14 protein-coding genes and 1 tRNA gene are annotated in these 21,211 nt (G+C 44.5%); 10 read left to right on the top strand and 5 right to left on the bottom strand.

The window, feature by feature from the left end:
* Positions 1-57 precede the first annotated feature (57 nt).
* The 3 genes from malF (at position 58) to CFX1CAM_RS07030 (ending at position 4,474) form a co-directional block, all read left to right on the top strand.
* A complete protein-coding gene (malF, locus tag CFX1CAM_RS07040; RefSeq protein WP_087862343.1) occupies positions 58-1,665 on the top strand; it encodes a maltose ABC transporter permease MalF in 1,608 nt (535 codons plus the stop codon).
* A complete protein-coding gene (locus tag CFX1CAM_RS07035; protein ID WP_087862342.1) occupies positions 1,658-2,551 on the top strand; it encodes a sugar ABC transporter permease in 894 nt (297 codons plus the stop codon). The genes malF and CFX1CAM_RS07035 overlap by 8 nt, the downstream gene beginning before the upstream one ends.
* Before the next feature lie 108 nt (positions 2,552-2,659).
* Positions 2,660-4,474 (top strand): alpha-amylase family glycosyl hydrolase, encoded by a 1,815-nt coding sequence (locus tag CFX1CAM_RS07030; RefSeq protein WP_087862341.1) that lies wholly within the window; start codon positions 2,660-2,662, stop codon positions 4,472-4,474.
* Between the two features lie 75 nt (positions 4,475-4,549).
* Here the strand turns inward: CFX1CAM_RS07030 and CFX1CAM_RS07025 are convergent, their stop codons facing one another.
* Complete coding sequence (locus CFX1CAM_RS07025) at positions 4,550-7,012, bottom strand: TIM-barrel domain-containing protein (RefSeq protein ID WP_087862340.1); 2,463 nt, start codon at positions 7,010-7,012, stop codon at positions 4,550-4,552.
* Positions 7,013-7,588: 576 nt separating this feature from the next.
* Here CFX1CAM_RS07025 and CFX1CAM_RS07020 point away from each other — a divergent pair.
* From CFX1CAM_RS07020 to CFX1CAM_RS07005, 4 genes are all read left to right on the top strand, one after another.
* Positions 7,589-9,034, top strand: coding sequence for an ABC transporter substrate-binding protein (locus CFX1CAM_RS07020; RefSeq protein WP_197687107.1), 1,446 nt, complete (start codon positions 7,589-7,591; stop codon positions 9,032-9,034).
* Between the two features lie 374 nt (positions 9,035-9,408).
* Positions 9,409-10,314 (top strand): carbohydrate ABC transporter permease, encoded by a 906-nt coding sequence (locus CFX1CAM_RS11595; protein WP_231941023.1) that lies wholly within the window; start codon positions 9,409-9,411, stop codon positions 10,312-10,314.
* Positions 10,314-11,486, top strand: a complete 1,173-nt coding sequence (locus tag CFX1CAM_RS07010) for a carbohydrate ABC transporter permease (protein WP_087862338.1) — start codon at positions 10,314-10,316, stop codon at positions 11,484-11,486. Before CFX1CAM_RS11595 ends, CFX1CAM_RS07010 begins: the two co-directional genes overlap by 1 nt.
* A gap of 271 nt (positions 11,487-11,757) precedes the next feature.
* Positions 11,758-13,122 (top strand): MFS transporter, encoded by a 1,365-nt coding sequence (locus CFX1CAM_RS07005; protein WP_087862337.1) that lies wholly within the window; start codon positions 11,758-11,760, stop codon positions 13,120-13,122.
* A 66-nt stretch (positions 13,123-13,188) separates the two neighbouring features.
* On the opposite strand, the gene CFX1CAM_RS07000 is transcribed toward CFX1CAM_RS07005, so the two are convergent.
* Positions 13,189-13,262, bottom strand: a tRNA-Asp gene (locus CFX1CAM_RS07000).
* A gap of 96 nt (positions 13,263-13,358) precedes the next feature.
* Here CFX1CAM_RS07000 and CFX1CAM_RS06995 point away from each other — a divergent pair.
* Positions 13,359-14,915, top strand: a complete 1,557-nt coding sequence (locus tag CFX1CAM_RS06995; protein ID WP_087862336.1) for an NAD(P)H-hydrate dehydratase — start codon at positions 13,359-13,361, stop codon at positions 14,913-14,915.
* A 29-nt stretch (positions 14,916-14,944) separates the two neighbouring features.
* Here the strand turns inward: CFX1CAM_RS06995 and CFX1CAM_RS06990 are convergent, their stop codons facing one another.
* The 3 genes from CFX1CAM_RS06990 to CFX1CAM_RS06980 form a co-directional block, all read right to left on the bottom strand.
* Positions 14,945-15,292: a YtxH domain-containing protein gene (locus CFX1CAM_RS06990; protein ID WP_087862335.1), complete on the bottom strand. Its 348-nt coding sequence runs from the start codon at positions 15,290-15,292 to the stop codon at positions 14,945-14,947.
* Between the two features lie 52 nt (positions 15,293-15,344).
* Positions 15,345-15,803, bottom strand: coding sequence for a hypothetical protein (locus CFX1CAM_RS06985; RefSeq protein ID WP_157891774.1), 459 nt, complete (start codon positions 15,801-15,803; stop codon positions 15,345-15,347).
* A gap of 74 nt (positions 15,804-15,877) precedes the next feature.
* Positions 15,878-16,651 carry a segregation and condensation protein A gene (locus CFX1CAM_RS06980; RefSeq protein ID WP_087862333.1) on the bottom strand — a complete coding sequence of 258 codons (774 nt, stop codon included), beginning with the start codon at positions 16,649-16,651 and terminating at the stop codon, positions 15,878-15,880.
* 205 nt (positions 16,652-16,856) lie between these two features.
* Here CFX1CAM_RS06980 and rnc point away from each other — a divergent pair, with 205 nt between their 5' ends.
* Both rnc and smc read left to right on the top strand, forming a co-directional pair.
* A complete protein-coding gene (rnc, locus tag CFX1CAM_RS06975) occupies positions 16,857-17,573 on the top strand; it encodes a ribonuclease III (RefSeq protein ID WP_087862332.1) in 717 nt (238 codons plus the stop codon).
* Between the two features lie 3 nt (positions 17,574-17,576).
* Positions 17,577-21,188, top strand: coding sequence for a chromosome segregation protein SMC (gene smc, locus CFX1CAM_RS06970; protein ID WP_087862331.1), 3,612 nt, complete (start codon positions 17,577-17,579; stop codon positions 21,186-21,188).
* Positions 21,189-21,211 lie beyond the last annotated feature (23 nt).

The following is a 21,211-nucleotide window of genomic DNA, read 5'->3' as shown; positions in this document are numbered from 1 at the left end:
GGAGATCAGGTTAGCCTGATCTCCTTTCACTATTGTTTTTGACATTTTGAGAGGTGGATGATGGATTCAAGTCGTGAACGTTTAACCAAAACAGCAAAAAAGATTCATTTCGAACTTACATCCGTTTTAAAAATCGCCTTGCTTGTTGTTGTTGATGCAGGCTTGATTTGGTTTATCTTACAATTATTAACCAATGGCTTTTTACCCATTGCGATTGTCTTTATCATTATTCTACTATTTAATACTTATGTTTTTTTAGCACCGAAAGCGTATCCTCTTCGCTGGATGGCTATAGGCCTTTCAGCACTCTTGTTATTTTCAATATTCCCGATAATTTACACAACTTATGTAGCGTTTACTAATTATGGTGATGGTCACCTGCTTTCAAGAACACAAGCAATAAACCAAATTCAGGCTGAAACGTACTTGCCTGAAGAAGGTAAAGCTTTTGAGTGGATTGCTTACCGATCAGATGTGGGTGAGTATATGCTATGGATTAAAGACGCTGAAGGAAAAGCGCTTTTAGTCAGACAAACGGATGCAGATTATGACGAACATATTTTAGAAGTGGTACCCGGTGAATCTGGTATCGGTGAATTAGATGAGCAAGGTGCTCCGACCACGATTGATGGGTTTTCCAGGCTTAATCGCATCCAAGCCGCAACGGATACCAACCTTACGAAGGTAAAATTCGGTGAGCCCGAAAAGACTGTGCAGGTGCGATCACCACAAGAAGCAGCGGAATTGCTACCCAGGTATCACTACGATGAGGAAGAAGATAGTTTTACTGATCAGCTGACCGGCACTGTTTACTTTGCCAAGCAAGGCACCTATACTTCTCAGCAAGGGCGCACGTTAGCACCTGGATTTCGTGCGGGTGTTGGGATAAGCAATTTTGTAAATTTTCTAACCAATCCCGCGCTAAGGGGACCGCTGGCTCTCATTCTGGCATGGAACTTTTCCTTTGCTTTTTTAAGTGTCTTCCTGACCTTTTCACTGGGCTTGGCGATTTCGATTTTGTATGGCGATCCGAATTTTCGCGGTAAGAAGATATTGCGCTCGTTATTGATCATTCCTTATACCATCCCGAGTCTGATTACGATTTTAATTTGGCGCGGGATCTTGAATGAAAATGTTGGGATTGTCAACACGGTATTAAGAAATTTGTTCAATTTTGCACCAGCCTGGACAACAAATCATTGGTGGGCAAGGGCGGCCATATTGCTTGTTAATTTGTGGCTCGGTTACCCTTATTTTATGCTGGTTACCAGCGGTGCCTTGCAATCCATTCCCAGTGATATTTATGAGGCCGCTGAAGTTGATGGTGCAAAAGGCTGGAATGTGTTCTGGCACATCACCCTGCCCTTGCTACTTGTTTCAGTCGGTCCGCTTTTAATTGCTTCTTTTATTTTTAACTTTAACAATTTCAACCTGATTTACGTATTTATTGGAGGCGGTCCGCCAATTCCCGGGGCGTCAACGCGTGCCGGTTACACTGATATTCTCATCAGCTATGTGTATAATCTGGCTTTTGAAGGCGGAAGAGGTGTCAATTATGGATTTGCTTCGGCGATTTCCATTGTGATTTTCATTTTGATTGCCATCATGTCCTTGATCCAATTCAGGTTCACGAACATGTGGGAGGAGGTCAGTGAAAATGTCTGAAAAAACCCAAAAAACAAAACATCCTCGGTCCATGACTCAGCAAAGAAAGATCGGCACTGTGATCCGGTGGATCATTGCGGCTTTTCTAATATTCTTTTCGATCTTTCCCCTGGTTTGGATCATTTCAGCTTCGCTAAATCCTACCGGAACCTTGGCTACCGCTCGCATTATTCCAAAGAACCCAGGTTTTCAGAATTTTAAAAGCCTTATCGGAAATCCAACCTTTCCTTTTTTCCTGTGGTTTTGGAATTCGATCAAGATTACAACAATCACAACGTTTTCGACGCTGTTTTTGACAACTATGGCTGCTTATGCCTTCTCGCGCTTCCGTTTTTCCGGTCGGACAACGATGCTGAAGGCGATTTTGCTGATCCAGGTGTTTCCAAACCTGCTTTCGATCGTGGCTTTGTTTTTGATCCTGACCCAGTTTGGAACCATCATCCCTGCAATCGGATTAAATACGCACCTGGGGTTAATTATTGTCTACTTGGGTGGGGCGATGGGCATGAACATCTGGCTGATGAAGGGCTATATGGATACGATCCCCCGCGAAATCGATGAATCAGCCCGTGTGGATGGCGCCACAGACTGGCAAATCTTCTGGAGATTAATCCTGCCACTTTTGCGACCGATCCTGGTAGTAATTGGTATCCTGAGCTTTATTGGTGTTTATGGCGACTTCATTGTTGCCCGTACGCTGTTGAAGACCACCGAACTTTACACGGTCATGGTTGGTCTGCAAATTTATACTTCCGGGATGTTCTCTCAGAAGTGGGGCATCTTTGCCGCTGGTGCTTTAATCAGCGCCTTTCCGATCATGGTCATTTATTTGACGTTGCAAGATCAAATTGTAGGCGGTTTGACACAGGGAGCAGTAAAGGGTTAAACAGTTGGGAGTTCAGTAAATCAACGCGAGATGAATTTCTTCTGTTAAATAAAATAAAAAGGTGTCTTTTTATGGAAACGACACCTTTTTCTGTTTTGGAGACGATTTATGACTTTTTCTGAATTTGAACCGCCGATGGATCACATTTTTGGAGACATGGATGACCCAAAAAACACTTCTGCGTGGTTAATTGCGCGGCATCAGGGTGTGCACCATTACAACATCAAGTTTCCAGCCAACCCAACGCCTGGAGGTGAAGTTTGCCTGAAGGTGACATGTTCTGTTGATCAACCGGTGGAATCTGTGCATCTTTGGTACACAACCGATGAATGGGCGCAGCAGGAGGAACGCCAATTTGCGAAGGCAAAGCTCGTTTGGAGAACAGATTTATGGTCTTATTTGCAGGAATGGGAGATCACGCTTCCCGTGCAACCGGCTGGGACGATGCTGCGATATAAAATCGCTGCTCGGCTGCAAGGATCACTGCAGATGGCGTTTGCTGATAATCAAGCAAGAACCTTTGAAAAGGGCACCCATTTCTCAATTTATTATGGGGAATCAAGCCCCCCAAAATGGGTTGAGGATGCGATTGTTTATCAAATCTTTGTTGACCGGTTTAAACCAGCAGGAGAAGACCCCTGGATTGAAAGTGGTGATCTATGCAAAGCCTTTGGCGGATCATTACAGGGCGTGACAGAAAAACTTCCCTATATCAAGGCGATGGGCTTTAATGCGATCTGGCTGACGCCAATTTTTGTGTCCCCATCGCATCATGGCTATGATAGCAGTGACTATTATAAAATCAACCCCAAATTTGGGACGATGGATGACTTTTTGGAGCTTATTGATACTGCCCATTTTCTTCAAATCCGGGTGATCCTGGATTTTGTTGCTAACCACTGCAGCAATGAACACTCTTTTTTCAAAGATGCAGTTAATAACCATAATAGCCAATATCATGATTATTTTGTATGGAAAGATTGGCCGAATTACGAAAGCTTTTATAATGTTCGCTCTATGCCCAAAGTCAACCTTGCTTATGGCAGCCCGGCAAGAGAATACATGCTGAATTGTGCAAAATATTGGCTGGAAAAAGGTGTGGATGGATTCCGTTTGGATTACGCGCACGGCCCAGAGCAGGATTTCTGGATCGATTTTCGCCATGTCTGTGAAACCGTTAACCCTGATTGCTGGACTTTTGGAGAGGTTGTTCAACCTGCGGATATACAGGCTTCTTTCGCAGGCGGCTTGATGGGAACCCTCGACTTTGTCTTGTGCCAGGCGTTGCGGTCGACTTTTGCACAAGGAAAATGGTCACTGGCGAAGTTTGCAGCTTTTCTTCAAGCTCATTTTTCTTATTTTTCAAAATCCTTCAACTTACCTGCGTTTTTGGATAACCATGACATGAACCGGTTTATTTATGCTGCAAACCACAATGAGAAATTGTTAAAATTGGCCTTGCTGGTGCTGTATGTCCTTCCAGGACCGCCCATTTTATATAATGGAACAGAAATCCCCTTATCGCAGAGGCGTTCCATACATGCAAGAGATGCACAAGGATTTGATGAAGCACGTCTCCCCATGACATGGGATTTAGAAAAATCGTTTCAATTCACGGAGTATCTGGCACGACTGGCGGAGATTCGGCAAAAATACCCCCAGTTAAGGCAGGCGGAGTGGACTGTAAATGCTTTTGATGAGAAAAAAGACATGTTGGTATTATCATTGGGTGATTCACAAGATTTCATGCTATTAATTAATCGATCGCCCAAAGAACACCAATTACTGATTCAAAATCCGGAATATCTTTCCTATCAAGACTTGGTTGACCACACCACATACCCAAATAGAAATGATGAATTACAAATAAACCTCCCAGCGCAAACCGGGATTTTATTGTCAGCAAAAAATTGCACAGGATAACCTGCCATGTAGGGCGCAGGTTAACGCATAAATACAAGCGACTTCTAATTATTACGAACCATTTCGCGTAGATTATCAGTTGAAAAAGACGTTGATGATCTTCTGGAAAGCTTCTGGTGGATTTACTGGCATCTTTTCCGGGTAGAGTCCCATCCACGTCTCGACAAGCGCCAATAGCTGATTATCGGTCATGCGGTCAGCATAGTGAAGGAGAGCCAGGGGATCTGCCAGGAGCTGATCGATCTGGTCGGTCAAAGCCTGCTTGATATAAGTATTCAATTTAAATTGTTTGAGCAAATACAAAACCGAAGCTTTTATTTGTGGTTCATCGTGGCACAGGTTACCCTGACCCAAGACATCAACAACCAGTTCGTCGCGAGGGGATAACCTGATGCCATTGGTGATCAGATGACGGCGCTGCTGATCATAGTATCCGTCCAATTTGATTTCATTGCCATTGAGCCATCCCATGACTTTCGCTGGTGGGGTAATGGCGTGAAATTGCAGGTTGTAAGTTCGCACTGGTGGAAGCAAACTCTGCATTCCTTGAGCAGGGTTGATCTTAAAGGTGAGTTTTTCAGGCTCCCACCTGGATTGCATATTTGTGAGTGCGTAATCTCCAGAAAGATAAGCCTGTGTCTCACCATCATCTTCGTACAGGGTGAATTCATTGTCGGCTCCAGGGAAAATTTTAATCGTAAAAATCTCCGGCAAATTGACGCCATTTTTATGGGTTTCTGCATTTAATGGCACGATCCCGCCAGCTTTAGCAAAAGCAAGTACGCGCTCTAAATCTCCGTATATGGCATACCATCCTCCGCCCTGATAGTAATCACCTGTGAAGAAATCAAACCAATGTCCCTCTGGCAACCATACCAACTGGCGACTCAAGCGGGTGTCTTCGTGGCGTGGTGTTACGAACGGGGCGGCGATCAACTCGCTGCCAAAGTAATATTGATCCGGGCACAAATAGGCATCTTTCTCATCCGGGTACAGGTGATACATGGGTCGAATGGGCAAAACACCTTCCCGGTAGTTATCCCAGGCTGCGGTATACAAGTAGGGGATCAAGGCATGGCGCAGCCTCAACGCTCTGGTTGCAAGGCGCTCAATTTCTGCATCATAAGCCCAGGGACGGCGTTCGTGGTACGCGCTGTTGGTCGAGTGCATCCTCATAATCGGACTCAAGACACCATATTGAAGCCAGCGTAAATACAGCTCTGGCTCTTCAACGCCGCCCATATGCCCGCCAATATCATGGCTCCACCAGCCATAACCGACATTTGCCGCTGTTGCGGTGAAATAAGGCTGGAATTGCAGGGATTTCCAGGTGACTAAAGCATCACCAGAAAAACCAATAGGATAACGTTGATTTCCAAGCCCGCTCCAGCGGGAGAAAATAAACGGCCGTTTGATACCGCCTCTGGCAAGGTCATGAAAATGGAGGTGGTTGAGCCAAAAGAGGGGGTCCAAGCCCTCCAGGCTCGATTTTCTTCCTTGTTGCCAGTCAATCCACCAGAAGTCCACACCTATATCCTCGAGTGGGTGATGGAGGATTTCAAAATAAGCCGTTGCAAAATCTGCATCAGCGATATTGAACGGGATTGGCTGTTTGCTTTCGGGATCAATGCCCAATCGATTTGCCATCTGTTCATATTGGGCTTCATGGGGATAAACGCCAGAGGCTGGATGGAGGTTGAGGGCTGTTTTTAATCCCATTTTGTGGATTTGTTCAAAGAAAATTGGCGGATCAGGGAATAGTTCTGGGTTCCAGGTATAGCCTGTCCAACCCGAGCTTTCGTTACCGGTATCTACGATGTGCCAGTCCATGTCGACAATGCAAGCAGATAGAGGAATACCCCTCTCTTGAAAATCATTCATCAGGGCGACAAGCTCATCCTGGTGATAGGGCCAATATTTACTCCACCAGTTGCCAAGTGCAAACCTGGGCAGAAGGGGTGGGCGACCGGAGATTTTTTGAAAGTCGATAATACATTGGGTGTAATTTTTGCCATAACCAAAAAAATATAAATCAACTGTGCCAGGTGGAGAGTTGCGGTTAACCAACCAGGAATCTTCATCGAAGACCAGGGACTGACTATCATCGTACACTGACCAACCGGTAGAAGAAACAAGCCCCGGTTCTGTCAACAGCCCGCCGTCCAGGCGATCGAGCGTTCGAAGTGTTCCTTTGAGGTTAAAATTATCTTCTTGTCCGTATCGCCAGATATTTCCGTTATCCTTCAAGGTTATCGACAAAAAGTCATGGTGAAAGCCCCACTCGCTGAATTTGTAAGTTAATATCAGTTTTTTTGTTTCTATAGTGAGCAGTTTATGATCGATAGAAACCTGAAATTCGGGCACAGGAAGATCACGATACCAGAAGACCTGGGTGGGGCGGTCTTCAAATTGCTGTGATGGATCGTACTCCATTCTTATCAACTGATCGGTCAGGAGGGTAAACCTTGCGGTGTCTTTGCGGATAATTGCTTCTTTTCGAGCATGTGGTTTAACATCAAGTTGAAAATGATCTTTCATAGCTCCTCAGGATGATCGTTTTTTTAGATGCCAATGAGCCAAGTATAATCTCAATTTCAAATCAAAAATGGTTGACACCATCTTGATAAACTGACACAAACAAAGAAATTTTAAATATTGCACATATGACCTGACGGTGAGCGCTGGAAAAGGGAGAACTCGCTGATATTTTTAATTTGACAAAATCTGCAAGTCTCACGTATAATAAAGATGCTCGGATGCAATCCTATTTTTGGTTAGCTGTACATGGAAGTGCTTCCATAAAAGCAGTTTCCGAAGAATGGGATTTTGGAAAACAAAGAAACTGGCAACTCATTTCTTTTCTCTAATGCGGAAGAGCTGTTTGGCAGATGCGTCAAGACATTGAGCTTGATGGACATTAAACAAATTGAAACAAGATGGCTCGCCGATAGGGCACTTTGCATTTGGAGATATTTTCAGGAGAAAAGCAAAACGCATTTTCGACAGTCATGCACACTAGTAAAAAAGGAGGTTCAATCCACAAACGAAGAGATGTTAATGACGACCCATATTTTGTTAACCAAATCCTAGTTAAATTGGAGGAGAATATTTAAAATGAAAAAGAAATTTATGTTTTTAGCAGTCTTGGTTATCTTTTCAATGATTCTGGCTGCCTGCGCTCCTAAAGTTGAGACACCTTCACCAGAGGAGCCGCCTGCAGTTGAAGAACCTGTTGTCGAGAAACCCGCGGAAGAGAAACCTGCAGAAGAAAAACCGGATGAGGAACCGCCTGCAGTGGAAGAACCTGTGGAGGAAGTAATTGCTCCCTTACCGCAGGGGCAGGAATTGGCTAATGCCTATGCTGGCATGTATGCTGGCACGGTTGTAACAATGGCTGGGCCTTTTACTGACCAGGACGCAGTCGTGTTTAACGATTCAATTGCTGAATTTGAAGCCGCGACCGGCATCGACATTCAATATGAAGGCTCGAAAGAATTTGAAGCCAACATTATGATCCGTTTGGATGGTGGTGACCGTCCCGATATTGTCGACTTCCCGCAGCCCGGCTTGCTCCAAACCGCAGTCGATAAAGGTTACGCCATTGACTTAGAAACGCTGATCAATCCGGATTGGATCAAAGAAAATTACTCACAAGCCTGGCAAGATTTAGCGACCATGAACGGAATGGTTGCTGGTATCTGGGCACGTGCCAATGGTAAATCCTTTGTGTTTTATCCAAAAGCAAAATTTGAAGAATATGGTTACACGATTCCTGAAACCTGGGACGAGATGATGGCTCTGACCCAAGAGATCGCCGATGACGGTGACACTCCATGGTGCATTGGCATTGAATCTGGCGCTGCAACCGGTTGGACAATGACTGACTGGATTGAGGATACGCTGCTGCGAGTAGCAAAACCTGAGGATTATGACGCTTGGGTCGCAGGTGAACTGCCTTTCGACTCGCCACAGGTGAACGAGGCTCTTGATTACATCGAAGCGATCTGGTTTAACGATGATTACGTCTATGGTGGGCGTGCAGCCATTCCTACCATCAGCTTTGGTGATGCTCCAAAACCCATGTTCGATGATCCACCAGGATGCTGGTTTAACCGACAAGGCAATTTCGTGACCACCTTCTTCCCCGAGGAATTAGAAGCCGGTGTGGATTACGATTTCTTCTATCTGCCTCCGATTAAACCAGAATATGGGAAACCTGTTCTCGGTGCCGGTGATATCTATGCTGTCTTCAACGACCGTCCCGAAGTTCGAGCAGTGATCCAGTACTTCTCAACCGGTGAATCATTGAGAAAATGGATTGAAGTTGGCGGTGCAATTGGTGTCCACAATGACGCCAGCCTGGATTGGTACGCTGACCCGGTAACTCGCGGTGTGGCAGAGACCATTCGAAATGCAACTACCTTCCGCTTTGATGGTTCTGACCTGATGCCCGGGGCTGTGGGTGCGGGTACTTTCTGGAAGTACATGACCGATTATGTTAGCGGCACAATCACCCGACAGGAGGCATTGCAACAAATTGACGCCTCCTGGCCTCGCTAATCCACGGGCCAACACGCTGTGTTATCATGCTTGCTCTTCAGCATGACATGGATACAGTCTGAGGATAGTCCTGGATAAAAACCAACAAACAAAGGGCAGGCAGGCAAGTATATGCCTGCCCTTTTAAATCAATTCGTCATCAGTTGGAGGTGTACATGCTTAATACTAAGGACTCCAATTCAGAGAAAATTGGGTTTTTGCATTGGTTCAGTTCAACACTGGGACAAATATTAATCTCACTTTTTGTCCCGGCAATAACTTTCTATGTTCTCTGGCAGGGGTATATATTCCTAAGTAAAGCCCAGGCATCACAAATCGTGCTGGTTACCGTAGCGATCATCTGGGGTGTGGGAGGTGTCGCTTTATTGTATGTTGTGGCGAACTGGTTGGTATTAAAGTTGCCAAAACCATGGTCGAAACGATTACAGCCGTTTGTTTTTGTTGGCCCTGCGGTTGTTATCATGGGCTGGTTCCTGGCTATTCCGGTGGTTCGCTCATTAATTGCCAGTTTTCACAATAATCTCGGCACACAATGGGTCGGGCTTAAAAATTATGTTTTTGCCTTCACTGATCCGCGTATGTTAGAAACTTTTAAAAACAACCTGCTCTGGTTGGTATTTGGAACAGGTTTCAGTGTCGGGATTGGACTTCTGGTTGCCGTATTGGCTGATCGTAGCAGATTTGAAGTATTGTACAAATCGATCATCTTTACGCCGATGGCAATTTCTTTTGTTGGCGCAGGTGTGATTTGGAAATTTGTATACTCCTATAAGGGAACCGGTGCAGGCATTCAGGAGATTGGTTTGCTCAATGCGATTGTAATTGCTCTGGGTGGCACACCGCACCCTTGGTTAACCATGGCGCCATGGAATAATTTTTTCCTTATTGTGATTATGGTCTGGCTGCAGACTGGTTACACCATGGTCATTCTTTCATCAGCAATTAAGGGTGTTCCAGCTGAATTATTGGAAGCAGCACGTATTGATGGTGCAAATGAAATAAAAGCGTTTTTCAATATAACCGTTCCCTATATAAAAGGGACACTGATCACCGTAATCACCACAGTTGTGATTTTTAGCCTGAAGTTGTTTGATGTCGTCCGGGTAATGACCGGAGGAAACAATGGCACAAATGTGATTGCTAATGAATTTTATTTGCAAATGTTCACATACAACCATGCAGGACGCGCCTCCGCAATTGCAATTGTCCTCCTTCTATTGGTTACCCCTGTGATTATTAACAACCTGCGAGAATTCAACAAAGAAAGAAAGGGGTTCTAATGGCGAAGAGTGCAAAATCTCAAAAGCGAGCTCAAAGTTTTTTTATAAACCTGGTACTCATAATTATTTGTGTCGCCTGGATGGTGCCCATTCTTGGAATTTTAATTACCTCTTTTCGACACAGCGAGGATATCTTTAAATCGGGTTGGTGGACCGTGTTTCCACACCGCGTAGAGATGCAGGTTGCTCGAATCAAGCTGAACCCTGATGTGGATCTGGATGATATCATCACAATTGATGCCACAACTGCAACTATTGAGGGACGAAATGCGGCAGGAGAAGCAGTTGAATATTCTGGAAGTCCAATTGAGGGCGTTTCAGCGACATTCGAAGAGTATCGAGAAGGCATTAAACTGGATGATGGCCGGTCACTGGTTTGGTCAGGTAATCGTCGTTCTCGAGAACTACGGGTATTTGACCGACAATGGATAGGTTTTAGCACTAACCTGACACTAAAAAATTATAAAGATGTCATAACCGGAAAAAATATCACTTACAAAGATGCTGAAGGACGGACAATCACTCGGACGGGCAATAACCTGGGTGGTGCATTTCTCAACTCGCTGGCAGTGGCAATCCCGGGAACGATTATCCCAATCCTGATTGCAGCTTTTGCTGCTTTTGGGTTTGCCTGGTTGGAATTCCCCGGCCGTAATATCTTATTTACAATTATCGTTGCTTTACTTGTTGTGCCGTTGCAGATTGCCCTGGTTCCAATCCTTAAAGACTATGTAAACATGGGCTTGAACGGTACATTTCTTGGCATCTGGTTAGCACATTCGGGCTTTGGCTTACCATTAGCCACCTACTTACTCTTCAACTATATCAGCACGATACCTCGGGAATTACTGGAGTCAGCTTTTATTGACGGGGCTTCAAACTTTACGATATTTATCCGTCTGATCTTTCCACTCTCTGTTCCAGCGTTGGCTTCATTCGCGATTTTCCAGTTCCTCTGGTTGTGGAATGATTACCTCGTCGCCTTGATTTTCCTGGGTGAACGGAATAAAACTGTCACCATTGCCGTTGCTCAAATGGTCGGAGAAAAAGGACAGGATTGGCATTTGATGACTTCTGCTGCATTTGTCAGCATGATTTTACCCTTAGCTGTATTCCTGGCATTACAACGATACTTTGTACGTGGAATGATGGCAGGTTCAGTCAAAGGATAAATTTATACTCTTTTAGCCATAAACGATTAATAAACGCTGAACCACAATTTGGTAAAATGGTTCAGTGTTTTTAATTTCTCACGCAAATTTTGAGCCCAAAAATCGAAAACCGGTTTTTCCTAAATGAATTTTTTATTTTCGTTTATAATTCATTCAATCCAAATTAAACCTTAGCAAAAACACATTCAATGATATCAATTTTGAGAGCAAAACAACCACGCACACCCAAATATTGACATCGCAAACACCGCGAAACAAGGAGAACTTTGTTATGGATGAAACCAATACTGATTTTGTTGACCAATCAAAGCCGAAAGTGAAATCTGAACGAAAACGCACTCAAACGCTCATGGCGCTGGCTGCAGGTTACTTTGTAGACCAGGGAGAAGGCCAGGCAATGTCAATTTTCTCGCCTGTACTGAAAACGCTCTGGTCTTTGACCAACATGAACCTGGCATGGATTACCTTTGCACGCAGCCTGCTTCAATCGCTCAGCTCTCCTTTTTGGGGTTATCTTTCCGATCGGTATTCCCGCAGAAAAGTTCTGCTGATTGGTACTGGACTATGGGGGATCTGGACAATTGTTGTTGGTTTTACACAAACCTATCACCAATTACTGATCATCAGAGTCATTTCCGGTTTAGGGTTAGGCTGCCTGATGCCAGCAACTTTTTCAATCATGGCGGATACCTTTCCTCCAAATGTGCGTGGGAAAATGCTGGGCATCCTTGAAGCAATCGGTGTGCTGGGAATTATAATTTTCACCATAGGGCTTGGCGCCATGGCAACGCCCGAACTCTGGCGAATTGGTTTCTATATTCTGGGAATTGCCAGTGTTCTTTCCGGTATACTGATCTGGTTTCTTGTGGATGAACCCGTGCGGGGTGAAGCAGAGCCTGAGATGCGCGGTCAACTGACACAGGAAGACGCAGAACGCTATAAGGCTAAAATTTCCGATGTTAAAACATTGATGAAAATCCCGACGATCTGGGTCGCGATTGCACAGGGCTTAGCTGGATCCATGCCCTGGGTGGTGATGGGCGCATTCTTAATCCTGTGGCTGGTTGAAGTCCGCCATGTTGACACGACCCAAGCGCCTTTGATTTTTGGTGGCGTGGTCATTGGAACCGCGATCAGCAATGTGCTGGGCGGTATCATTGGAGACTATGCTGAAAAAGTGAGTCCAAAGTTCGGCAGAGCCTTTATCGGGCAGTTGTCTGTGTTTCTGGGCATTCCATTCACCTATTATCTCTTCACGCGGACTGAAAACTGGAGCTTGATTAAGTTGGCAGTTCTGTGTTTTATCACTGCCTTGTTGATTAGCTGGCCAGGCAAAGGTTCGAAGGAGCCGATGATCCAGGGTGTGGTGATTCCTGAACTGCGATCTTCAGCCTTTTCATTTATTACTTTTATTGAGAGTGGTTTTGCCGCTATCGCTGCTCTGATTTTCGGCATTCTTGCCGATAAACTTGATATTCAAACGGCTATGCTGTGGACCGTTCCGTTCCCATGGTTGATTTGCGGCGTTTTATTTTCTGGATTCTATTTCACATATCCCAAGGACTCAAAGATCCTGCGTGATGAAATGACGAGACGTGCAGCTGAATTGGGCATTAAAAATAATATGGAAAGCTAGAGAATGGTTGGCAATCATTGATATAAAAAAAATGAAAATCCACCTGACCAGGTGGATTTTCATTAGCGGGAGCGACGGGATTTGAACCCGCGATCTCGGCCTTGACAGGGCCGCATGTTGAACCACTACACCACGCCCCCGAGCGATTGTCATCTTATCACATAGAAAAGCAAAAGTCAAGCGTTGTTGCCGTATCCCTTATAATTATCATTGGTTATTGATGTGAAAGGAGCTTGATGAAGATTGTCTCTGTTGAACAAATGAAGGCTATTGAACGCGCAGCGGACGCATCTGGTGTGAGCTATGAAATGATGATGAAAAATGCGGGGCGAGGGATTGCCAATTGGATCTCTCGAAACGTGTCACATCGTCAAGGCGTTATCGGTCTTGTTGGAGCTGGTAACAATGGCGGTGACACGCTCATTGCCCTTACCTGGATGGCAAAGTGGGGCTTGAGAACTCAGGCATTTCTTGTCAAAGAAAATGGAAACGATGCTTTGCTGGATGATTATCTTTCTTCTGGGGGAGCTGTTGTCGATATTTCCAGGAATGATCGCCTTGACTTCTTTGATGCTGCTTTGATCCCAGGCGTTGTTGTATTGGACGGCATCCTGGGAACGGGCTTCAGACTGCCTCTGAGGCGCCCATTGCATGATGTGATGGTGAATATTCATAAACGGCTGGAAAACCGCTCAGATTTGCTTATAATCGCTGTAGATTGCCCTTCTGGCGTTGATTGCGATACAGGAGAAGTTTCGGTTGCAACGATCCCCGCAGCTTATACGCTTACCATGGCTGCTATGAAACAGGGATTGTTGTCACATCCAGCTCGATCGTTTGCTGGCGACCTGCATTATATCGATATTGGGATCGGCGATCCGTCCATATACACAAAGGATGGTTTGTCTGAAATGATCGACCATTCAGTGATTCGCGATCTGTTTCCAAGGCGACCGGACAGCGGACATAAAGGAACCTTTGGCACTTGTTTGATGATTGCTGGATCTGCGCCGTACGTTGGTGCGGCTTATTTTGCTGGGAAAGCAGCCTATCGGATGGGTTGCGGACTGGTGCATATGGGAGTTGTACGGGATGTTCATCGACTTCTTGCCGGGCGTTTACTTGAAGCTGTGTGGACGGTTATACCGGATATTGAAGGTGTGTTCGATCCTGATGGGCTACAAGTATTATTGAGCGCCCTACAATCAGCAACAGCCATTGCCATTGGACCTGGGTGGGGGGTAAACGAATCTAATATTTTGTTTTTAACGGATTTACTGCAACACCTGCCCCCATCCACGCCTTTGTTAATTGATGCTGATGCCTTAAAACTCCTGGTTAATCTTAAGCAGTGGTGGTCTTTATTACCAGATCAAGTGGTACTAACCCCACATCCTGGGGAAATGTCTGTTCTCACACGGCTGAAAACAAGTGAGATTCAATCCAATCGTTGGGAAATCGCATCAGAGTATGCCAAATTATGGCGGGTCAATCTGGTGTTAAAAGGTGCATTGACAGTCATTGCTTGTGCAAACGGGAAAATGTTTATCAATCCAGTCAGCGACCCCGCCCTGGCGACAGCAGGCAGCGGAGATGTATTAACTGGCGTTATTGGTGGGCTGATGGCGCAGGGCGTATCGGCAGCGCATGCCAGCGTTTTGGGGGTGTGGATTCATGCCAATTCGGGAAAAATTGCCAGAATTAATTGTAAAACAGACATGAGTGTAACTGCACTCGACCTTCTGGATTATCTACCAGGTGCAATTGTTAAAGCCAAAGAGGCTGGTTATTAAGCCAGCCTCTATTTTAGTACGACCTCGGATTAACCTTCTGCAGGTTTCTCCTTCGGTTTAATCGCTTCGACTAATTTATCGCGCCCCTCTTCGAGAACTTGTTCGCCTTTCTCAAGAAGCTCTTCCGCATGTTGTTTGGTGAGTTTCGTCCATTCCTCAGCTTTTTGTTTGGCTTGAATGAATGCTTCTTCTGCTTGAAGACGGGCTTCTTCCACAGATTCCGCTGTGCGATCACGGAGCTGTATCGCTTTTTCATGGATCAATTCTCGGGTCTCTTCACCAGATTGAGGTGCAAACAACAAGGCTACAGCAGCACCTGTTAGACCTCCGACAATAAACCCAATTAAAAATGCACCAAAATCTTTACTATCTGACATGTCTTTCTCCTTTGATTTCGTTATTCCTTTTAACTAATAGTGGTTTTTACGCTCAATTTTTTGAAGGTTTAAAAATACGCTTCAACATAGCAGCATATTGATTTAACTTAATCACTGGTTCCGCGAGATTATCGCTCATAAATTTTGCTGTCCCTTTCAACGTGTTTACGGTTTCAGAGGTCGAGTTGATAATTGGACGGAGCTCATTTTGGAGGAGGTTAATCAAGCTCGAAAGTTGAACGATTAACACAACCATTGCGATTCCAATCACCAGGGATTGCAAAGCCAGGAAGATGATAAAGACATCGCGAATTTGTTCGGTTCTTTGCTGGTGTGTTTCATCAACCAAGTAGATCGTTGCCAGCACAATTAAGACAATCAGCACAATTGCTACCAAGATACCTGCGATCAAATACTTCTTTGTGTTCTGGGTTGTTGCTTGAGATTCATCAACAGCCCCCAAGTTTTCTTGGGTAGACGTTGTTAACTGATTATTAATTTCGCCATTCATCATATTCATATCCCGATTTGATTGTTGTTCGTAATATTGATCTATTTGTTTAAGTGGATATTATTATAACAGATTTATGTGTCCAGTGCCAAGGTAATTTTTTGATCGGTGAAGGTTTTTTCTGTGGCCAGAATTTGGATATCTGAAAAAAGTTCTTCCTGATGAACATTTGCGTATTGTTGCTTGATCATCTCCAGGACAGCCAGAAAAAGCACAATCGCTTCGATCCGATCGTACTCCTCTGGGAGCATTTGGCGATATGAAAGGCGTTTTTGGTGTCTGAGTTGATCGATCAATTCACTGATCTTGTTTCTAATTGTAACTCTTGGAATGGTAATAACCGTGGTAATTGGCGCTGCCTCTTCACTAAAATGATATAGTGCTTTCATCATCTCTATAAGAGTGTCGAGATCAACCCCCGAAAGATCAACAGATTCTTCGATTTTGGGCGGTGGTGCCAACCGAATGTACGTGCGTTGTCCCTTCTGTTCTAGATGCCGCAACCACAGTGCGGTTTCCTTTATGGATTTGTAAATCATGAGCTGTCGTGCTAAACTTTCGGCTGGATCTTCTTCGCCTTCCGCCCTCTCAACTTGGCGAGGCAATAATGCCTCAGATTTTATTTGGATCAACTTGGCGGCTATTACCAAAAACCCTGAGATTTCAACAGCAGATTTTTCTTGAAGCGATGCCAGGTAGGCTAAATATGCATCCGTGACCTTTGCCAGCGAAAGTCGCGTGATGTCTAATTCAGCTTTTGAAATCAGGTCCAGAAGAAGGTCCAGCGGGCCTTCATAGATCTCTGTATGAATGGTGTACGCAGAATTGGGTCTATACAGAAAGGTCATGTGGTCAACAATCCTGAATAGAATTATACCTTCGAAAAATGGCTCAAACAATGAAATATTAAATAATAGCGTTTGGTATAAATAGGATTACCGGATAAAATAAGAGGTCGAAATAATACCCGCATCAATTAAAGAACTATTGATGCGCAAGCTATTTACTTTAGATGGCCTGCGCATCAGTAGTTCTGGTAAAGGACCCAGAACTATGACTGAAGATGTCAAAACCGAAAGCGCAGAGCAGTTTTCAAAACGTTTAAAACTTCCTTTTACAGACTTCTTTTTATTAACAAGGGCGTTAACCCATCGCTCGTATTTGAATGAAAATAAGGACGCAATTGAAGACAATGAGCGCCTTGAATTCTTGGGTGATGCAGTTCTTGATTTCATGGTGGCTGAGTGGCTGTACCATCTCTTTCCTGAGAAACCAGAAGGTGACCTGACTCGTCTGCGAGCCGCATTGGTTCATACTGAACAATTAGCCAATTTTGCGAGGAAAATAAATTTAGGTTTGGCTTTACAATTGGGGAAAGGCGAAATACAAGCTGGAGGACGGGAGCGCACCACTCTATTATGCGATACCTTCGAGGCGTTGATTGGTGCGCTATACCTGTACGCAGGTATGCCAGCCGTTGAAGCTTTTATGGAACCGCTCTTGTTAGAAGTTGTTGACAGCATTCTTCAAAATCATATCGCTGAAGATACCAAAAGTCGCCTTCAAGAATGGGCGCAGGGAAGGGGCTTAGCTTCACCCAAATATATCCTGGTCGCTGAAGAAGGTCCTGATCATAATAAAACCTTTGAAATGGAAGTTAGAATTGGTAATAAATCCTATGGCAGAGGGATCGGCTCAAATAAGCAATCTGCAGAGAAATCCGCGGCGCGGGAAGCGCTGGTTAGCCTTGGGATTCTGGAGCACAATTAAATCATGGAAAACCGTTTAGAATCCATCGAATTGCAGGGTGTAAAGACCTTTGCAACCACAACGCGACTGGAGTTTCCCGGAAAGATCACTGCGATTGTTGGCCCAAACGGTTCGGGGAAATCTAATATTGCCGATGCCATCAGGTGGGTGTTGGGCGAGCAATCTTTTTCGCTGTTAAGAGCGAAAAAGACGGAAGATATGATATTTTCTGGTTCCCAACAACGGTCCCGATCTGGAATGGCCTCCAGTACAATCACATTCAACAATGAGGATGGTTGGCTGCCCATTGATTATTCCCATGTCGCCATTACACGCCAGGCTTACAGGGATGGCCAGAATGAATATATTTTAAATGGACAAAAGGTCCGTCTCAAAGACATCTCGGAGCTTCTTTCACAAACAGGGATGTCCGAAAGAAATTACACGATTATTGGACAGGGCTTGGTTGATGCGGCTTTGGCTTTAAAGCCTGACGAGCGTAGAAAATTGTTTGAAGAAGCTGCCGGGATTGGCCTTTATCGATCTCGTAAGGAAGATTCCCTGCGCAAACTGGAAAATACACGCAAAAACCTGGATCGGGTACTTGATATTTTAACAGAGATCAAGCCCCGACTGAGAAGCCTTGAGCGGCAGGCACAACGTTTTCAAGAATATCAGCAAGTTAAAGCAGATCTGCGCTTGCTTTTACGAGAGTGGTATGGTTTCCAGTGGCACGTAAAGCAGCAGGATCTCAGAAAAACCCGTGATGCATTCCATGAGCAAGAAGTTCTCGTGCATTCATTGAATAAGTTACACCTTGATGCAAAAACGGATGTGGAAGGAGCGCGTGCGCGTTTGCAAGCTTATCGAAAAGAGCTTGAGGCTTTCTATGGGGAACTATCCGAAAATCATAGCCTGTTAGAACAAACAACCCGCGAGCTTGCCATTATCGAAGAGCGCCAGCGTTCCTACAAGCAACAAAAAGATAACCTCGACCTTGATATTTCAAATATTGAAGAGGAGATAAAAGGGATTGAAGCCCAGGGGCTGGCCCTGAAAGCTGAGATCGAACAACGCCAGGAGGAATTTCACGAAGGTGCTGAAGAAGAAAGAATATTTGCTCAAAAATTGGCGGACGTTATAAAAGAAAGAGAGCAGATTGATTTCGCGCTGGATAAACTCAAGGTAAAGCGAATTCAATTAGAAACAGAAAAAGTTCAAACAGTTGTTCGCATAGATGAACTTGAGAATCGAGTTAATGCCCTTCAAAACGAACGTGATAGAGTTGAAAATGCAATTGAAACGCTGCAACATCAGCGGAATGAAGCTAATGAGCAGTTTTTGTTATTAGAAAAAAGCTCTCAAACATTTACACAAAAAATTGAGCAGCAAAAGAATGAGATTGATGAATTCAAGCACCAGATTGAAAGACTTAATCACGATCGCTTAAGCATTACCCAACAAATTAATCATAAGGACAACCAGCGAACGAAATTGTCCACGCAATTGTCGTTATTACAGGACGCAGAAAAAGCGCTGAGCGGCTACTCAGAAGGGTCCAAAAAGCTGCTGGAGAACTCACGGCAGGGTCGCTTACCGCAAGGAATTGAGCCAATTTCGCAACATATCCTGATCGATGAACAATACGAACGTGCGATCAGCGCTGCATTAGGCGAACTGACAGACTTATTGGCAATGCCTTCTCAAAGTAAAGATAAGCTCATAAAATATCTTGAAGCAAAGGTAGATGACCGGGTTGCCCTGATGCCAATGGATCAATCCACTCAGACCATACAGAAAAAAGATTTTCACCATCTGGATGGAGTGATCGGTTTTGCCAACACTCTGGTTTCAGTTGGTAAAACCTACCGAAACCTTGTTGATGCACTTCTTTCGGACATTTTAGTCGTCAAGGATACTGAAACAGCAGAAATAATCATCGGCAAATCGGATCTCGCAATCATCGTGGTAACTTTGTCTGGGATTGTCTTTTACCCTAATGGGTTGATTATCTCTGGTCAGAGTCCATCCGGAAAGCGAATTGGACGCACTCGACAACAAGCCGAGCTTCAATCGGAACGGGTTTTGGTCGAAAAAGAGATCGAAGAACTGCTTGACCAACAAATGCGTATCGAAAAATCAATAGAGCAATTACAAGCTGAGCAAGACGAATTGGTTCAGGATTTTACGCTTCTAGAGCGGGATTGGCAAGTCAATGAGGGGAAGCTTCAGGATGCAAAGGATGCACATGCGCGACTTTTGGAACAGGAACGTTGGAATACTGACCGATTGCTTGCTCTGGATGCAGACATGATCGAGGTTCAATCCATGATTGAATCTGGAAAAAGGAAATTGGATGATATTGAAGCCGAGATCAACAGGGTGCTTGGTGAGGAAAAGAAGATTAACCTCGAGTTACAAGCAATTCCGCTTTTTGAAATTCAGCAAACCCTCAACCAATTGAAGACTCAGCAAATCGTTGCTAAAAATACACTCGATTCTGTTCAACAACGTTATCAAGACATTTCAAATCGGGTTGATGTTTCTAAACAGCGTTTTCAAGAGTTAACGAATCGTCGCATTGAAATTGCAGCTGAATTGGTTGAGATTGAAAAAAGAAAAAGAGAATTGACTCAAAAGATTGAGGAAATTCAGCTAAAAATCAATCATCTGGAAACCGAACATGTCGAACCCCTATCAGCAATTGGCGTAGAAACAGAGCAATCTATTGTTGAATTGCAACAGATTGAAGCTCAATCACATCAGAAAGTGATCATTGCAGAACGTCAGTATACTCAGCTACAAATGGAATTAGAGCGAAGACAGGATCAATTGAACCTCTTACGAGATCGAATTGGCGATGATTTTGGTTTGGTTTCATTCGAGGGTGACCAGAAATATGATGGACCCATGCCATTGCCTTTTAACGATGACCTGATTGAAGATCTACCCCAAATCGCTGAGATACCTGAATCCCACGAAGACGATATCAAACGCTTGAAAGGCCAGTTAGTTCGAATCGGCGCTGTCAATCCTGAAGCGGAGCAAGAATATATCGAGGTTAAAGAACGATTTGAATTTCTTACCAATCAAGTGGCTGATTTGGAAAAAGCCAGCCAGGATCTTCAGAAAGTTATTGAAGAACTTGATGACATGATGGAAATTGAGTTCGTAAAAACTTATCAAGCCGTCAACAAGGAATTTTCTGCAGTTTTTTCCCGTCTCTTCAATGGCGGGGAAGCCAAATTGATTTTCACTGACGAGGAGAAACCAGTAGAAGGCGGTGTTGACATTGAAGTACGCTTGCCGGGTAGGAGGCAGCAAGGTTTAGCTTCATTATCAGGCGGTGAGCGAAGCTTAACCGCTGTTGCATTGATTTTTGCCCTGCTCAAGGTATCTCCACCGCCATTTTGCATTTTAGATGAGGTTGACGCCATGTTGGACGAATCCAATGTCGGTCGGTTTGTGGAAGAACTACGAGAGCTTTCAGAGCAAATTCAAGTGGTGATCATAACGCATAACCGAAATACGGTTCAGGCTGCGGATGTAATCTATGGTGTTACCATGGGGAGGGATTCAACCAGCCAAATGATCAGCCTTAAACTTGATGAAGTTGGTGATGCATATTTTGCATAAGCTGGTAATCAAAGAAAAAAGAG

Origin of the sequence: Brevefilum fermentans (genome assembly GCF_900184705.1) — a bacterium.
Lineage (GTDB): Bacteria > Chloroflexota > Anaerolineae > Anaerolineales > Anaerolineaceae > Brevifilum > Brevifilum fermentans.
The sequence above is the reverse complement of the archived record's forward strand: the minus strand, read 5'-3'. Positions and strand labels throughout refer to the sequence as shown.

What these genes read in the sequence shown, in the direction of transcription:
- malF (WP_087862343.1), top strand. Translation starts at nt 58, where the DNA reads ATGATGGATTCAAGTCGTGAACGTTTAACCAAAACAGCAAAAAAGATT.
- CFX1CAM_RS07035 (WP_087862342.1), top strand. Translation starts at nt 1,658, where the DNA reads ATGTCTGAAAAAACCCAAAAAACAAAACATCCTCGGTCCATGACTCAG.
- CFX1CAM_RS07030 (WP_087862341.1), top strand. Translation starts at nt 2,660, where the DNA reads ATGACTTTTTCTGAATTTGAACCGCCGATGGATCACATTTTTGGAGAC.
- CFX1CAM_RS07025 (WP_087862340.1), bottom strand. Translation starts at nt 7,012, where the DNA reads ATGAAAGATCATTTTCAACTTGATGTTAAACCACATGCTCGAAAAGAA.
- CFX1CAM_RS07020 (WP_197687107.1), top strand. Translation starts at nt 7,589, where the DNA reads ATGAAAAAGAAATTTATGTTTTTAGCAGTCTTGGTTATCTTTTCAATG.
- CFX1CAM_RS07010 (WP_087862338.1), top strand. Translation starts at nt 10,314, where the DNA reads ATGGCGAAGAGTGCAAAATCTCAAAAGCGAGCTCAAAGTTTTTTTATA.
- CFX1CAM_RS07005 (WP_087862337.1), top strand. Translation starts at nt 11,758, where the DNA reads ATGGATGAAACCAATACTGATTTTGTTGACCAATCAAAGCCGAAAGTG.
- CFX1CAM_RS06995 (WP_087862336.1), top strand. Translation starts at nt 13,359, where the DNA reads ATGAAGATTGTCTCTGTTGAACAAATGAAGGCTATTGAACGCGCAGCG.
- CFX1CAM_RS06990 (WP_087862335.1), bottom strand. Translation starts at nt 15,292, where the DNA reads ATGTCAGATAGTAAAGATTTTGGTGCATTTTTAATTGGGTTTATTGTC.
- CFX1CAM_RS06985 (WP_157891774.1), bottom strand. Translation starts at nt 15,803, where the DNA reads ATGAATGGCGAAATTAATAATCAGTTAACAACGTCTACCCAAGAAAAC.
- CFX1CAM_RS06980 (WP_087862333.1), bottom strand. Translation starts at nt 16,651, where the DNA reads ATGACCTTTCTGTATAGACCCAATTCTGCGTACACCATTCATACAGAG.
- rnc (WP_087862332.1), top strand. Translation starts at nt 16,857, where the DNA reads ATGACTGAAGATGTCAAAACCGAAAGCGCAGAGCAGTTTTCAAAACGT.
- smc (WP_087862331.1), top strand. Translation starts at nt 17,577, where the DNA reads ATGGAAAACCGTTTAGAATCCATCGAATTGCAGGGTGTAAAGACCTTT.